This is a genomic window from Thermosipho sp. (in: thermotogales) (assembly GCF_020054775.1).
Taxonomy (GTDB): Bacteria; Thermotogota; Thermotogae; order Thermotogales; family Fervidobacteriaceae; genus Thermosipho; species Thermosipho africanus.
The window spans coordinates 1-16,076 of sequence record NZ_JAIHAP010000008.1 but is presented as its reverse complement, the minus strand read 5'-3'; the positions used below and the strand labels follow the sequence as shown (position 1 = coordinate 16,076).

At 26.1% G+C, this 16,076-nt stretch carries 17 protein-coding genes; 12 read left to right on the top strand and 5 right to left on the bottom strand.

Annotated features, from left to right (window positions below; all coding sequences use genetic code 11):
- Window positions 1-83: 83 nt before the first annotated feature.
- The 5 genes from rsmH to JG780_RS02825 all read left to right on the top strand — a co-directional run bounded on the left by rsmH (window position 84) and on the right by JG780_RS02825 (window position 4,428).
- Window positions 84-959 carry a 16S rRNA (cytosine(1402)-N(4))-methyltransferase RsmH gene (gene rsmH / locus JG780_RS02845; protein WP_004103334.1) on the top strand — a complete coding sequence of 292 codons (876 nt, stop codon included), beginning with the start codon at window positions 84-86 and terminating at the stop codon, window positions 957-959.
- Window positions 960-973: 14 nt separating this feature from the next.
- A complete protein-coding gene (locus tag JG780_RS02840; RefSeq protein ID WP_004103332.1) occupies window positions 974-1,246 on the top strand; it encodes a hypothetical protein in 273 nt (90 codons plus the stop codon).
- Window positions 1,247-1,250: 4 nt separating this feature from the next.
- Window positions 1,251-2,984, top strand: coding sequence for a penicillin-binding transpeptidase domain-containing protein (locus JG780_RS02835; protein ID WP_287569146.1), 1,734 nt, complete (start codon window positions 1,251-1,253; stop codon window positions 2,982-2,984).
- 59 nt (window positions 2,985-3,043) lie between these two features.
- Window positions 3,044-3,499, top strand: coding sequence for a hypothetical protein (locus JG780_RS02830; RefSeq protein WP_004103107.1), 456 nt, complete (start codon window positions 3,044-3,046; stop codon window positions 3,497-3,499).
- Window positions 3,500-3,690: 191 nt separating this feature from the next.
- Window positions 3,691-4,428 (top strand): sulfite exporter TauE/SafE family protein, encoded by a 738-nt coding sequence (locus tag JG780_RS02825; protein WP_287569145.1) that lies wholly within the window; start codon window positions 3,691-3,693, stop codon window positions 4,426-4,428.
- On the opposite strand, the gene JG780_RS02820 is transcribed toward JG780_RS02825, so the two are convergent.
- Window positions 4,423-5,352 (bottom strand): serine aminopeptidase domain-containing protein, encoded by a 930-nt coding sequence (locus tag JG780_RS02820; protein ID WP_287569144.1) that lies wholly within the window; start codon window positions 5,350-5,352, stop codon window positions 4,423-4,425. The genes JG780_RS02825 and JG780_RS02820 overlap by 6 nt on opposite strands.
- Window positions 5,353-5,509: 157 nt before the next feature.
- On the opposite strand from JG780_RS02820, the gene JG780_RS02815 reads away from it, so the two are divergent.
- Window positions 5,510-6,373: an EamA family transporter gene (locus JG780_RS02815; protein WP_004103109.1), complete on the top strand. Its 864-nt coding sequence runs from the start codon at window positions 5,510-5,512 to the stop codon at window positions 6,371-6,373.
- Window positions 6,374-6,448: 75 nt separating this feature from the next.
- Here the strand turns inward: JG780_RS02815 and JG780_RS02810 are convergent, their stop codons facing one another.
- Window positions 6,449-7,003: a hypothetical protein gene (locus JG780_RS02810; protein ID WP_004103111.1), complete on the bottom strand. Its 555-nt coding sequence runs from the start codon at window positions 7,001-7,003 to the stop codon at window positions 6,449-6,451.
- Between the two features lie 310 nt (window positions 7,004-7,313).
- On the opposite strand from JG780_RS02810, the gene JG780_RS02805 reads away from it, so the two are divergent.
- From JG780_RS02805 to pgeF, 4 genes are all read left to right on the top strand, one after another.
- On the top strand, window positions 7,314-7,487 hold the full coding sequence (locus JG780_RS02805) for a hypothetical protein (protein WP_004103113.1): 174 nt from the start codon (window positions 7,314-7,316) through the stop codon (window positions 7,485-7,487).
- A 69-nt stretch (window positions 7,488-7,556) separates the two neighbouring features.
- Complete coding sequence (locus JG780_RS02800) at window positions 7,557-8,696, top strand: lysoplasmalogenase (RefSeq protein ID WP_287569142.1); 1,140 nt, start codon at window positions 7,557-7,559, stop codon at window positions 8,694-8,696.
- A gap of 127 nt (window positions 8,697-8,823) precedes the next feature.
- Window positions 8,824-8,961, top strand: coding sequence for a hypothetical protein (locus JG780_RS02795; protein WP_004103133.1), 138 nt, complete (start codon window positions 8,824-8,826; stop codon window positions 8,959-8,961).
- A gap of 12 nt (window positions 8,962-8,973) precedes the next feature.
- Window positions 8,974-9,765, top strand: coding sequence for a peptidoglycan editing factor PgeF (gene pgeF, locus JG780_RS02790; protein WP_287569141.1), 792 nt, complete (start codon window positions 8,974-8,976; stop codon window positions 9,763-9,765).
- A 214-nt stretch (window positions 9,766-9,979) separates the two neighbouring features.
- On the opposite strand, the gene JG780_RS02785 is transcribed toward pgeF, so the two are convergent.
- From JG780_RS02785 to zorA, 3 genes are all read right to left on the bottom strand, one after another.
- Window positions 9,980-10,372, bottom strand: a complete 393-nt coding sequence (locus tag JG780_RS02785; protein ID WP_287569140.1) for a hypothetical protein — start codon at window positions 10,370-10,372, stop codon at window positions 9,980-9,982.
- A gap of 85 nt (window positions 10,373-10,457) precedes the next feature.
- The gene (locus JG780_RS02780; protein ID WP_012579291.1) at window positions 10,458-11,111 is read right to left on the bottom strand and encodes an OmpA family protein; all 654 of its coding nucleotides are present in this window, start codon (window positions 11,109-11,111) and stop codon (window positions 10,458-10,460) included.
- Window positions 11,104-12,345, bottom strand: coding sequence for an anti-phage ZorAB system protein ZorA (gene zorA, locus JG780_RS02775; protein ID WP_012579290.1), 1,242 nt, complete (start codon window positions 12,343-12,345; stop codon window positions 11,104-11,106). Before zorA ends, JG780_RS02780 begins: the two co-directional genes overlap by 8 nt.
- 90 nt (window positions 12,346-12,435) lie before the next feature.
- On the opposite strand from zorA, the gene JG780_RS02770 reads away from it, so the two are divergent.
- Both JG780_RS02770 and JG780_RS02765 read left to right on the top strand, forming a co-directional pair.
- Window positions 12,436-14,232 (top strand): hypothetical protein, encoded by a 1,797-nt coding sequence (locus JG780_RS02770; protein ID WP_158301505.1) that lies wholly within the window; start codon window positions 12,436-12,438, stop codon window positions 14,230-14,232.
- Window positions 14,229-16,076, top strand: a 1,848-nt coding sequence (locus tag JG780_RS02765; protein ID WP_287569139.1) for an SNF2-related protein, incomplete at its 3' end; no start/stop codon positions are given. The genes JG780_RS02770 and JG780_RS02765, both read left to right, overlap by 4 nt.

Sequence of the window (16,076 nt, the reverse complement as noted above, 5' to 3'; positions counted from 1 at the left end):
TTTTTTTTAATTTTAATTTTGAAAAAGAATATTTAAATGTTATAGTAGATAATGAGTTATTTTAGCGGAGCGGAGCGAGAAAAGTGAGAAAATATGAAGATAAGCATATTCCAGTAATGCCTAAAGAAGTTATTGAACATCTTATTTGGAAAAAAGATGGAATATATGTTGACTGTACAGTTGGTGAAGGTGGTCATACTTCCCTTATGGCCTCAGTTTCGCCTAATATTTTTGTTATTGGTTTAGATATTGATTCTGAAGTGTTGACCATTGCAGAAAAAAATCTTTCCAGCTTTAGTAATGTTAAACTCTTCAAGTCTTCCTATGTTGACCTTCCTGTTGTTTTAAAAGCCCTTAATATTGAAAAGGTTTCTGGAATCTTGATTGACCTAGGTATATCAACTTATCAGCTGAAAGCTGAAGGTAGAGGTTTTACGTTTAATAGGGATGAGCCTCTTGATATGCGTATGAATTTAGAACAGAAAAAAACAGCATATGATGTTGTAAATTTTTATTCTGAAAAAGAACTTGCAGATATTATTTTTAAGTATGGTGAAGAAAGATTTTCTAGAAGAATTGCAAGAAGTATTGTAAATAGTAGACCAATTAATTCTACTTTAGAATTAGTTGAAGCAATAAGAAAAGCTTTACCACCTCAGGAAATAAGGAAAAGAAAAAGACATTTTGCCACAAAAACTTTTCAAGCGATTCGAATTGAAGTAAACGGTGAACTAAGTAACATTGAAAATTTTTTAAATAACGTTCCTGATTTGTTAGAAATTGGGGGTAGACTTGCAGTTATTTCATTTCATTCACTTGAGGATAGACTTGTAAAACATTTTATTAAAAATTCAAACAAATTAAGGCAAATAGTTGGTCCAATAATACCTAGTAAAGAAGAAATTGATGAGAATCCAAGAGCAAGAAGTGCAAAATTAAGAATAGCGGAGCGAATTTAGGGGGAGGGATTTTTATGGCAATTAGTGTTCAAGCGAAGCGGAGCAGAGTAGAAAAGTTATCAAAGTTATCCGTATTAGAACTTTTAAAAAAGTTTTTTCTAGTAGCTATCCCAGCATTGCTTATTTTTACGATGGTTTATGTTGTTGTTCATTTTTCCACCCTTAATGTAGAAATCCAAACTCAAAAAGAAGCATATCAGAGAGAATTAGTTGAGTTAAACACTAAATTAATTAACCTCAATAAATCGATTGAATCTCTTACAATTGGACTTGAAAACATAAGATAATTATATGAAAAATCCGCGAGTAATATTCTTGTATTTTATATTTGTTATTTTAATTTTTATTGAGATAGTTAAACTTTTTGAGGTTAATAAGATTGAAGAAAACACTATAGTTTATGAAAAAATACCTTCATTGAGAGGTAAAATTTATGGTTGTAATAACCAACTTCTTGCAACTAGTCTTCCGTTCTATGTTGCATATTTTGATGTTGATTTTTTTAAAAGACTGTATAATCCTTCTTATGATTTAGATATAAAGCTTCTTGAAAGTCGATTTAATGTGAAAATAGACTTTAATAAAAGATTTGTTAAATTAGGAGAATCTTTTGATATAAATGTATTGAAACAAAAAATACCTGTTGAATTAAGAAAGTTTGTTAATATTAGTATAAATGAAAAAAGACTGCGATTGGAAAATTTTGGGTTAGAACAGATAATAGGAATAGTCAGAGACGGCAACGGTGTAAACGGTGTAGAAAAGTCTTTTAATGAGAAATTATCAAAGAAGCAAGATGGTGAGATTAATTTAAAAGTTTCAGGTGGTGTTACAAAAGAAGCATCAATAATTCAATATATTCCACCAATTAATGGTGAATCAATTGTTTTATCAATAGACACGAATATACAAAAAATATTGTATGAAATAGCATTTGATTCAAAAATTAATTATCATGCAGAAAATGTAGGAATAATTTTAATGGAAACAAAGACTGGAAAAATAAGAGCTTTAGTAACGACAAATAATTGGCCTGATTATTTTATGGGATACATTGAACCAGGTTCAGCAATGAAACCAATGTTTTATTCAGCTGCACTAGATCTTGGTGTTATTACTGAGGATTCAACATTTGTTTGCAAAGGTTATATTTATCCAGATAGTGAGTTAGATATAAAGATTAATGATATCCACCCTCATGGTTTGATAGATTTGAAAGAAGCAATTTCAGAGTCATGTAATGTTGCCGCAGTTTCAACTTCTAAAAAAATAATCGAAGAATACAATTATGAAACTTTATATAATATTTTTAAAACTTTTGGTTTTGGTGAACAAACTGGTATTGAGCTACCGAATGAAATTGAGGGAGTTTTAAATTCTCCAGATAAATGGTCAAAAATTGAATGGGCATATTTACCAATAGGATATTCAATTGGAGTAACTCCATTACAATTAATAACAGCATTTAATAGTATTTTTAATGATGGTATATTAATAAAACCAACATTAATTGAAAATGGTATTCCTAAAAAATACAGAGTAATGTCTACTAATACAGCTAATAAGATGAAAAAATTTTTGAAAGAAGTTGTAGAAAATGGTACAGGAATTTTTGCAAAAATTCCTGGAATGGATATTTATGGTAAGACCGGTACGAGTGAAATTCCTGGTAAAGAAGGGAGTTATATTATGACATTTGAAGGTAATTTTTCTTTAAATAACATAGATTATACTGCTTTAGTTTGGGTTACAAATCCTGAAGGATATTCACTTTCTAGTTATGTGGCAGCTCCAATATTTAAACAAGTAGTTTTAAAACTAAAGGAATATTATTCAAAAGATAATAGAATGATTTATGTAACACCTGGTTTGGTTCCTAATGTTGTAGGATGGAATATTAGGCAAGTATTTGCTTTAGAAAAATATTTTAAAATAAAATTTGTCGGAAAAGGGTTGTATGTAAAAAAACAGTTTCCAGAGCCAGGAAGTTTTAATGAAGAAATAGTTGTTTATTTAGGTGAGTGAATATTCAAAGAATGCAATATAAGGTAACTTATATTGCATGGTAAAGAAGGAGTGAGAAATTGGTAGTAAAATCTAGATTTGTTATCGTTCCAATGCCAGTTATGCAATTTGTAATGAAAGCAAGGCCAGCAAATGCTGGTAGAGCGTATTTATATCTTTATTCTATGTCGATTGCAGTTGGTAAAAAGGTGACTCCATGGATTTCATATAGAGATTTAGCAGATTATTTCGGTGTTAAATATGGAACTATTGAGCTTTCGATGAGGCTTTTGCAAAGATTAAATGCAATTGTACCAATTGCCAGAAAAAATAAGAAAGGATATGGTCAAAAATATATTGTAAATGTTCCTGAATATGTTAATGGTGAATTTATTTTTGTTGATTTAGAGGAATCATCAATATTTGATGATTTAGTACTGGATGAAAATTCAAAAACATTTGTATCTGTTATAAAAAGGTTTAAATCAAGAAAGGAAAAAGCTATGAAGGATCAATTAAAACTGTTTGATGATTGAATAATTTTGTCAACAAGAAAACCTGCCAAGCAATTGCTTGGCTTTTTTGTTTTTATAAAGTAGTTTGTGTAGATATATTTATATGTAAGATTAAATATAAAAAATATTATCACATATATTTGTTCAACGATATTTTATATCATCCAAAAAATATAGTATAATATATAAAAATAAAAGCAGGAGGCTAAAAAATGGCAATACTGTTATACTTATTTCTCTTTTTTGCGGGAATTGCAGCAGGTTTTATAAATGTTCTTGCTGGTGGTGGATCAATGCTTACACTACCTGTATTAACACTGCTTGGACTTGATATTTCTGTAGCAAATGGTACTAACAGGGTAGGTATTTTACTTCAAAACATAATTGCAACAAAAAATTTTAAAAAACATAGACTTTTTACGTTAAAAGAGGGATTTTCAATTGCTTTGCCTGCAACTATTGGTGCAATCTTTGGTACTTTTACTGTCTTAAATTTAAACAAAGAACTTCTTGAAAAGATTATTGGTACTATTTTTTTGTTTATGAGCTTTTTTATATTGTATAAACCAAAACTATGGGAAGAGGGAAAAAAAGTGAAAAGAAATTATCTAATCACTTTTATAGTATTTTTTGCAATAGGATTTTATGGCGGCTTTATTCAAGCTGGTGTAGGATTTTTTCTAATTCTAGGATTAGTATTGGTTGAAGGAAATAATATTATTAAAACTAATGCTTTAAAAGTATTTGTTGTTTTAAATTATACTGTATTTTCATTTCTTATTTTTTTATTAAATGGGAAAGTTGATATATTAAAAGGTCTTGTTCTTGCAGCAGGAACAATGATAGGTGCTAATTTAGGCACAAAAACAGCACTAAAAACAGGTGCCAAATTTGTTAGAATATTTGTGTTTTTGATGATTGTAATCTCAGCAATAAAATATATATTATAACTTTTTATTCAATGTGTTTTTGAAAAAATGTAAGCTTTTTCTTGCAATTACTCTTCTAAAAAAGTAGGATGATTTATGACCAGAAGGTATTGTAACTTTTCTAGCATGTTGTAATTTATTGTATAGATTATTTGATGCATTTTTAGGCATTATCTTGTCAAACATCCCTTTAAAAAATAAAACTGGCTGGTCTACAAATTTAGCGTATGATATTGGATCGTAGTGAAAGCATCCAGGCTTTAAAGAAAAAATTTCATTTATATTTTTTAATTCATTTAATTTGTTGAAACTTTCTTCTCTTAATTTTACACATTTGGTTTCATCTTTACATCCCCATTCATTGCTATACTTTTTGTATCCTTCTCTTACTGGTTCTAAATATGGCGAGTACCAATTTATCCATCGCCAATCAGCACCTGTAAAACTTAAGACACCAGCTTTTATTCTTTTATCTAAAGCCATACTTATAGTAGCTATCATTCCACCAAAGCTAAAGCCCATTATACCAATAGGTAATTTATTTTCTATCTCTTCAATTAAATCAATTGTTCTTCTAACATCTTTAACTGCTTGGTGGAATCTTACAACACAGTGTGCTGGTGAATGATGATAAAATGGTTCTCCGCCTTTCCAATTAGGTTTTGCCCTCTCTTTATGATATGGATGAATTAAAAAGTATGTTTCAAGTCCCATTTTTGAAAACTTTTCAGCAAACCACATTAAATATGGTATATGACCATTTCCAATACCATGTAAAAATATTAATCTTCCCCATGGGTTTTCTGAATTATATTTGTACACATAGATTTTTTTTGATTCAGGAATGTCTGGCTCGTAAACTGTATCAAACTTTAATAAAGTGTAATTTGTATAATTTTCAATCTCAAGATTAAATGGAATTGTATTATCATATTCGTATATCATTTAATTCCCCCTTTAAAGCTATTTCTAATAAAATAATATACCTAAATGTAAAATTTAGCAATTATGAATCTTGAAAAATTTAAGATTTGTGTTATATATAAATGGTAAAATAAATTAGTGGAAAATTAGAAAATTATGAAATTGTGGAGGAATAATTATGCATTATATTACAGCAATAATGTCTGCTTTTTCATCATCAGTAACTTCTATTTTTGGTAAGTTATCATTAAATGTAGGAGCATCTGCGCTTCAGATATTGTTTTTAAGATTCTTTTTTTCACTCATTATTTCAGGACTGTTTTTTGTTTTATTAAAAAAGAAAATTAACATTAAATATTTACTGTTTTTTGGGATTTTTGGAATCGTTAATTATGGAATTGCAGCTTATCTTTTCTTTTATGGGTTAAGATTTCTGAATCCGGCATATGCCACAGTTTTGTTTTTCTCAAATCCAATATTTGTATTAATATTTCAGAAACTAATATATAAAGGTAATTTCAGTGTATTTAATTTATTCGCTGTAGTTTTATCTTTTACTGGGATAATATTATCAAATTTAGCAGAAAAAAGTATAGGTGGATCCGAAAATTTAGTATTTGGAAGCTTATTAGTTATCCTTGCAGCAATTTTTAACGCATTGTTTATTACATTAGTTGGGGATAAAATAAAAAAACTACAATTAAGTCCATTTGAAAGCAGTTTTTATACATTTTTGGGAGTAACAATTTTGTATTTTATAATCTCAATTGCAAATAAAGAATTATATACCATAAAACCAGATTATTACATTTACGGCTTACTACTTGCAGTATTTTCTACATTAATTCCTTTAACTCTAAATTATTTTTCATTAAGAAAGATTAATTCGACAACTTTATCTTTAATAATGCCCCTTGAAATTGTATTTGCAAGTATTTTATCATTTATATTTTTTGATGAAATGTTCAATATTTTAAAGGTTTTAGGTTTTTCATTTGTTGTTGTAGCTCCAATTTTAGAAAGAGTTAAGATAAAAAAGTGAGAATATATAGATTATTAACAAAGTAAAACCTCGCCATTTTTGGCGAGGTTTTTTAGTTAAAGAGGGGATAAACTATTATCTTTGTCTACAAGGTCTGTTTTCGTATCCACCTTGCCTTTGATTGCCTCTTTTTGACCTACCATTTTGAGTTGGTCTACCTACGTTATTTCTTTCACTCACATTACCTCTTTGGTTATTGCCTCTTTTTGCATATGTTGGAAATCCATTCTCTCTAACTACAAATTCATTTCCATCAATTACTGCCTTTTCTAAAACAACAAATGTTTCATCTTGAAGTGTAACTAACTTTCCAGAAACTTCGATAGTTTTACCAGTTTCTAAATAATCTTTGAAAAGCCAAATAGGTCCAGAATGAACTTTGTATTCCTCACCATCAGCATCAATTAGAATTTCAGAGCCTTGACCAGGTACTAAGTTAATTTTTTTAATAACACCAGAGAAAGTTATGTCTGAAATCTTAGCATCTTTTGGTAGATTTTGAAAGAGTGGGATAGAAGAATTCTGTGGTACGTTGTTTGGTTGATTAGAATTACTCCAAGGCCCATATGCAAAGATACTTGCTGATAAAACAAGTAATGATAATAAGATAACACTAAACTTTTTAAACATAATAACACCTCCAAATGATTTGATTGACGTTATTAATGATACTATTAAATACTTAATAAGTACTTAAAGTTAGCTTAGAAGTTGCTTAGAGATTTAAAATGAGATAGGTAGATATATATAAATAGAGTAATAAATAGGGGAATACGCAAATAAAGCCAATTATTTGATGAATATATACATATATATTTGTTCAACGATTTTTAATATCATCCAGAAAACAAAACATTAAAACAGCAAAAACTAATTTATTGACTTATAATAAATTAATTTGCTATAATTTAATTAACTAATAATATCAAGGGGGCGGGTTATGAAAAGGGGAGAAATTGTTGGAGCTACAACCTTATTAGGGTTAGGAATTGGATTTTTTACTAAATCATCTTCTCATTTTGTTGGTTCATTATTAATTGGAATTGGTGTCGGACTTTTAATCGACTATATTACTTTTGTTGTTTCTGAAAGGAAAAAGAAATCTTCCTCCTAATTAGGAGGAATTTTTTTAATTTAATGCATTTGATATAATTAACGTACGGGGATAAGGGGGATTAAAAGATTGAAAAAGATCATTTTTATATTATTTGTTATTATTACAACAACCTTTTTTTCAATTCAGTTTGAGATTAAATTACCTATCTTTGATAAAAATAATGGGGTTCATCAAATTTATACATTTGAACATCAAAATAAACTTGAAGTTACTGTAGTTTTCTGGGATGAAGATCATCCTAATCCATTTATTGATTTTATCTATGATATATATCGTTTTTTTAAATGGGGAAGATTTTATGACATTGAAACATTCTTTATTTTAGATGATAAAGTAATTTTTGAAGATGATTATTGCAACTCTCAATCATATTTTCAAACAGAAAATTTGCATAATTATAAGGAATTACCAACTGATGCTTTTGAAAATGATGGAAAAAAATTTTTAATATACGTTTCTACCTGGAATCATATGTTTTCAAATAAACCTCTTCCTAATACAAGCTATATAACTTATTATCCCACTGTTCTTGTTGGAACTAGAAGTGATGTTGAACAATTTTTTAGTTGGCATAAAAATAAAAAACTTATTACTACGTTTTCTTTTTCTTTAATAGTTGTTATTTTTGCTATTTTAACAATTTTTATTAAGAAAATGCCAAAAAGTAAGGTCATTTTTAAAGTGCTAACAACGTTTACAATATTTCTTATTGCACTATTGAACTCCTCAGGTTCTGAATTCTTAATTGTCACTGGGCTGCTTTTTGGAATGATAGGAGACTTTCTTTTAGAATTTGAAGATAAATTCTTACACGGAATGTTTTCATTTCTAATTGGTCATATCTTTTATTCACTATCCTTTTTAATAAAATTTGGTGTTCCAAGTATTTTAGTATTTTTTATAATACTTCCTATTTTGTTAATTCTCTATTTTGTTATATTATTTAAAAAAGCTGAAAACTTTAAACTCCCAATTTTAGTCTATACAGTTGCCATTGGCATAATGTTTTCCTTTACATTTGCCCCTGCATTTAAAGACATATATTATTTAAGATGTATGTTGCCACTAGCAGGTGGATTATTTGTTTTCTCCGATTTTTTAATTGCTATTGAAAAGTTTGTAAGAAAAATAAAATATTCTGAGATAATTATATTAGGTACGTATTTTTTAGCTCAGCTTATAATAGCTCTATCTACTATATTTTAAAATGAATAAATTGGAGGAATTTTTATGTGTGATACTATGGTTGCATTGCAAAATGCAACAGTTGATGGTTCAATAATTTTTGCCAAAAATAGTGATAGAGAATCAAATGAACCTCATATAGGCGTTTATGTATAAAAAGAAAAAACATATGGAAAAACTTAGAGATAAACTAGAAAATGAAATCCCAAATACTGAAAGGAATGAAAAATTACTAATAAAAGTTTGGGATATAGCAGATATTTTAGTTAATAAATTTTTACTTTAAGGGAGGAATAACATGCAAATAGGAAATTATGTTTGCAAAGAAATAAATGGACTTTTTCTTTGTAGATCAAGCCTTTTATGTCAGTTTAATAAATTATTTCATATAGTTACAACACGAAAAGTAAATAAAAATCAATTTAATTTTGATGAGCTTGATATGTCTTTTAATAATGAAAATTTTAAAGATCATTATATTTTACTTTCAGACAATTTAGGACTAGATTTAAACAAATTTATCTTTACAAATCAAGTTCATGAAAACAAAGTTGAATATGTAACTAGTAAAAACTTAAAAGGTGAATTTTATGAAAATGTAATTAGTAAAACAGATGGGCTCATTACTGATGAAAAGGGAATATTTTTAGTTACCAAATATGCAGATTGTATGCCAATAATTGCATATGATCCTATTAAAAATGTTGTAGGTGTTGCCCATTCAGGATGGCGTGGGACATTGATTGATATGCCGAAATATCTTATTATTAAGATGATGAATGAATTCGGTAGCAATCCAGAAAATATTTTTGTAAGTATAGGACCATCTATAGGGCCTGAAAGCTTTGAAGTAGGCAAAGATGTAGCAGAAAGTTTTGCAAAAAAGTTTGGTGATATGTTTATCATGGAAAGTAACGATAAATATTTTGTCAATTTATGGAAAATAGCAGAAAATCAAATATATGAAATGGGAGTTAGAAATATAGAAATATCACTAATTGATACTTATAGAAATACAGATTATTTTTATTCCTATAGGAAAGAGAAGACAAAAAAAAGATTTGCCGTGATTGTTGGATTGATACCTTAATATTGAGAAATTACTTATTACACTAAATAAAAAAAGAGTAATTTGTTTATTTTTAATAATAAGAATTCCTTTATTTTTAGGAATATTCTCAAAAATTACATCATTACACAAATATTTGTATTTAAGAAAGAGTACATTCTAATAACAGCACTTTATTTTAAATTTAATATTTGCTGTATATTTTTTATCAAGTTCTTTGATTACTTTTTAAATACTAGTTCTCGTTGTATAGTGTATTTTGACGACCAATTAATGAACCATTTTTATCAATCTTTTTAATTATTATTTCAAATTCTTCATCACTTTTAGCTTTGTAGTAATATCCATTATTACTTGAAAGCTTATACCCTGGAGCAGGTATATGTAAAGTTTTGCAATCACCACATGTAAATATTCTTGGAACTTTTTTAATTCCATCGTTTGTTTCAAAAGGATAATCATTTGGAAAAACTGTTTTCATCATTAATTTTCCACATTCTGGGCAAATATATGAAGATAGATAGAAATTTTGTGTGTAAAAATTCCAAACAGGCATTATCTCATCTGGGATAAAACCAAAAAAAGGGACAGCTATTTCGTATTTAAATGTCGTTTTTTTAAAAACCATAAAAACCCCCCTTAAAATTAAATTTTTATTTCATAAATTATTATAAACACTTTGTTGCTAATTAGTCTTAAAAAATTTGTTAGATTTAATTTTGGAATATCTCTAAAATTTCTTTAATCATTTCTTGATCTTTCAATGTAAATTTTAATTCTACTCTTCGACTTTTTGTATAATTTATTTTTCCATTCTCTATAATCGGATTGTTATATCCTTTTCCAGAAACTACTAATTTTTTGAAAAACAACTCCTGATAGGGTATTTCATCTAAATTTTCTCTTAAATATTTAAAGACTTCAAAGGCTCTTTTCATTGAAAGATCTATGTTATATTCATAAGTTCCAGTAGGATCAGAATTTCCTTCTAAATAAAATTCTGCAATATATGTTTCGTATTCAGGTTTAAGTATAACATTTAAATATGTTTTAATAACCTTTAATAAAATATTTTTACCCTTGGTTGACAAAGTGTAGTCATTATAATTAAACAAGATGTCATTATTAATTATTATTGCTCCAGAATTTGGATCAACTTGAATTTCCAAATCTAAATCTTTAAAAGTATTCACTAATTCTTCAACAATTTTCGCTTTTATACCAATTATTTCTTTCAATCTCGTTTCTTTGTTTTGTATCGCATAAGTATATTGAAGCAATGTCAGTGATAATAGTAATACAAATATTAAAAGTAAAGCAGAAAATAAATCTGAGTATGAAATCCAAGGGTTAAATTTCCTATTCATTTTTTTTCTCCTCTTCATCATTAATATTGTTACTAATTTTATAATAATCTTCCAATAATTGTATCAAAGAATTTTTAAAATCTTTTATTGCAAACTCTATATCATTTCTAATATTGTTTAAAGAATAATTAAAATACTCTAATGATTTTTCAAAATCATCAATTGTATTATATAAGTAAACAGAAATCTCTTTAAATTTTGAGAAAAATTCTATAGTAAAATTTTCCATTTCTTCAAAAGCATTTTTGTATTTTAAAGACATTTGGTTTGGAATCTGTTGAGTAACTCTATTAATACTCGAAATAAATTCATTAAAGTTAGAATTAAATTCATCCGTGAATCTTTTAAAATTATTAATCACTTCTAAAACATTCTCATTTAAGCTATTTAGATCAGCTTTATTTTCAATAATACTCTGGATTAGTGTCTCCACTTTTTCTAACTTTTCAACAGTATTCTTTTGTTTTTCAAAAATTTCATTAAAAGTTTCCCTACTTTTTTCAATAATTAATGAAAAGTCTTTAAGAAGTTCTTTTTCATTTTGAATAACTTTTTCCCTTTTTTCAATAAGTTCACTCTGCTGTTTAATAGAATCAAATTGTTTATTTAATTCTTCTGAAATATTATGAACAATATTACTAAATCTATTTATGTTTTGCTCAAAAGTGTTATTTAAAGTTTCATTAAGCTGATTAAAACTACTAGAATATTGTTCAACTGTTTGATTTGCTTTTTCTGAGATAGTTTCAAATGGATTGGCAAGAAATTCTTTAATATCATTTCTTATTCCTATAATTTCATCTAATAATTTTTCCTTATTTGTTTTAGTAATTTTTGACAAACCCTTTACTACTGGCTTGTTTATTATTTGTGCCGCAATTGAAAAAATTACACCAATAATTGATGAAAAAAAAGCAGTTCCCATTGATGAAAGTAAAGAATTAATACTATTCTTTAATGAATTTTCATTTTCAAAATCCAGATTGATAATACCTATGATAATACCAATAAAAGTTCCTAATATTCCTAAAGTAATAAAGAAACTAGGCCAAAAGTTTGTAAAAGAAATAATCTCTTCTTCAGTTAGTTCATTATCCTCTCGATTCAAAGAATTCTGCAATGAACCTTTTTTAAAAAGATAGTATGCAAAAAATAAAAATTCAATTAACATGTAAATAACAGTAAATGGATTTAATAAAACAGTAAAAAATCCTTTTAAAAAGCTAAGAAACATAAAGATCACACCTCCTGTTAACAATTATACCAAAATATTAAATAGTTTTTTATTTTTATAAACATTTCATTGAGTTCATTTTAAGTGCAAATGTTATATAATATAATTGAGGTGGTAAAAATAGAAAATAAAAATAACTTAATTTCTAACAAAAATGATTTTTTTTCAATCGAATTTATAAATAAATTACTAGATAAAAAATTTATAACTAAGAGTTATAAATACTTTTGGTTTTATGCTTTGCTTGAAGAAATTATTGAGGGAAATACCACAATAAAATTTAGAACTTTATCTATAAGAATGATTGCAAATGCTTGGTTAATTTTTAAGACAATTCTTGTAAAAGAAAAAAACAGGGATTTGTTCAATGAAATTGTTGATTATTTAGATAATAACTATAACATCCCAACTAAAATTTCTAAAAATGAATTAATAAAGAAATTTGAAGAAATCTATTATCAAGATAATACATTAAAAAATTTAAGTGAAAGATTACTGTTATATGTTCCTTATAGATTTTTAAGTCCGTTTTTTTCAGAAATAAGAGGAATCAATGATACTTTGAAAAATGAGGAAATCGAAAAGTTATCTAAAAAGTCTTTGAATGTTTTGTATAAAATTGATTCTAAATATGAAGTTATTTATATAAACAAAGCATGGTTTGAATTCATAAATAAAAATAAGAATTTTATTTCTAAACTAATATACCAAAAATTAAGCGAGTATTATAATTTTAATTATAATATGCTTACTACAGAAGATTTTGAAAAAATATTAAATGAACAATTATTTCAAAACAGCAAAAATAGTTTAGAAAACAATTATTATGATTTAACAATAGAGCCAAAAAATTTGAGGAAATTTATGAAAGAATTTAATGACTTTTACAGTAAATTCAAATCAAGATTTGAAAAATCAAAATATGACAAACTAAAAGAAATGTTTTTAAAAGATAGTATTGACACTTTGATAGAAAAAATCCCTAAGAATTATTACAAAATCATTTTAAAACTATATAAAAATGAAAATGATTTGAGAACGAAGATTCTAGAATTTATTAGTAATCAAAAATTTGAATTTAAAGAAATTATTGAAGATGAATTTCAAAATTCCTTTTTTACAGATAATGATTTTAAAAATCTTCTTATAAGTTTATATGATGATTTAAAACAAATGTACGAAAATGATCCTATTAAAAAATTGATATATTACATCAAAAACGTAAATGATTTAAACGATATTTCAAAGTATATGATGATAAAAAATAAAAAACTAAAAAATTTTGTAGAAAGAACTTTCAAAGCTTATAAATATCCTTCAAATAGTGAGTTGATAAAAAGTTATGTAAAGTTCTTGGAAGATTTTAATTATTATAAATATTATAAGAAATTAATTTTAGAAATTTTCGAAAGACATGTATTGGAAGTTGATGATTTTAATCTAAGATTTTTAGAATTAATTTTCAAACTAAATGGTTGGGAAACCTACAATTTTAGCGATACAGAATATGTATCTTCACTTTTAACAAAATTAGGTTTATCGTTATACGTGATTAATAAGATAAAAAAATATATTTTAAAAGAACACATTGAAGATTTTTTTAAAAAAGATAATGAAAGATTGGAATTTTGGAGAAACTATACAAACAAAATGATTAATGTAAAAATGAAAAACTACAATAATACCAAAGCCATTATTATGTATTTTTATAAATATGACATTGTAGAATTTGAAGATGTTGGAAATGCCCTTTACATATACAAAAAAGGAATAGTTGATGGATTATATGATTTAAAAAACAGAAATAAATGCTATGAAAGACTACCTCATAGTGGTAAAATTTGGAAAACGAAATTTTATCATAGATTAAAGGAGCTAGGTATATGAAGTATGTTATTCATAAAGATTTTATTGAGATAAAGTTAGGAATAGGAGATAGAAGATTAAAAAAATTCTACTATGTGTTTTTTAATACAAGAAACAATAAGTTTAATTTAACATATGATTTTCTGAATATGCTTTATCAAGAAGATCCTACAATTTTAGAAAAACTGGGCTTTAAAACCGACTATGAAAATTTAACAGTTAAACTTCGATTCGTTAATAAAATAGACTCTTCAACTATTAAATTTAAATATAATGAAGAAATTGATTTAGTCATCAATGAAAGATTTTTAGTAAATTCTAATAAAGGGGTTATTTTATTTTTAAATTCCGAAGTTTATGATGCTTTTTCATTTATTCTTTATAATAATTCGAAAATTGTTGAAAAAATAAATAAACTAAATCAATTGAAGAAAAAATACAATATCTCGTATATAGCACCTAAGAAAATTGAAATTATTAATAAATATAATTTAAAAGTTAATGAGGAATCTGATGGAGAAGTTATAGATTATACAATATTTGGCATTCCAAAAAAAGAAAGTTTTGTATTAAGTGGTTCACTTGTTACAAACAAAAAGGTCTACTACATAGATGAAAGCACAAAAAAAGATTTATTAATCTTAGAAAAATATAGAGATCCAAAAAGTAAAAAGATAATTATAAATGAAAATAATATTGAGAAGTTTCATGAAGATTATTTACATTCTTTTTCAGACGAATTTATTGAAAAACTTTCTGATAGAATAAAATTCCTTACTTTTCAACCTTCTAACATTCTCATACGTAAAAATGTTTCACCAATATCTAAGGAAGAACTATTTAATTATAATATAATTCATTTTCATGATTTACTTAATGGAGGAGTTGAAAATCTAGAATTAACTCCTGAATTAAAAGAAAAAATAGAAAATGCTAAGAAAGAAAATAAAAATTTTGTATTTTATAAAGGTTCCTGGATTAGGCTAGATACACTCCCAGAAGAAGTAGTTGAAGAAATAAAAACAAAAAGTTTTGAACCACATAAGGAGCCCAAGAGCAAGCTTTTCGATTTAGAAATAAAAGAGAATATTGAGAAATTAGAATATTCAAAGTTTAAAAAAGAAGAAAAAAAACAAACACAGGAAGAAAAATTAGATTTGAAGTATTTTGAAGGAAAGTTAAAAAAATTTCAAGAGATTGGCGTTAAAAAAGTTATTTCCGCTTATCTAGAGGGCTTTAGAGGTTTTTTACTTGCCGATGATATGGGATTGGGTAAAACAGCTCAAGCAATTGCTTTTATGACATGGCTTTTGGAAGAAAAAGAGTTATTTCCAGTAATGATTGTTGTACCAAACTCTCTTCTTGAAAATTGGAGAAAAGAATTGGAAAGGTTTAGTCCAGAGATTTATAAACATTTTAACACAAAAGATTTGGTACTTATTAATTACGAAAAGTTGTTAAGAAATGAAAAACTATTAATTAGAGATTGGAATTTGATTATAACAGATGAAGCTCAAAGATATAAGAATTATCGTTCTAAGACTACTAGAATAATTAAAGGTTATAAATTTAAGTTCCATTTAGCTTTGACAGGAACTCCTGTAGAAAACAGTATTGATGAACTTTGGAATATAATCGATGCAATAACTCCTGGATTGCTAGGAAAATTGAAAGATTTTAACAATAAGTATAATGTCATTAATTCAGATCCAACCTCAGAAAAGGCTCAAGAAAAGTCATTAGAAATATTGAAAAGTATTGATCCGGTGTTTTTAAGAAGAAACAAAGAAGATAAAGAAGTTGAAATTAATTTTCCGAAAAAAGAAGAGTTTTTTATTGAAAGTTATTTAACTCAAACTCAAGAG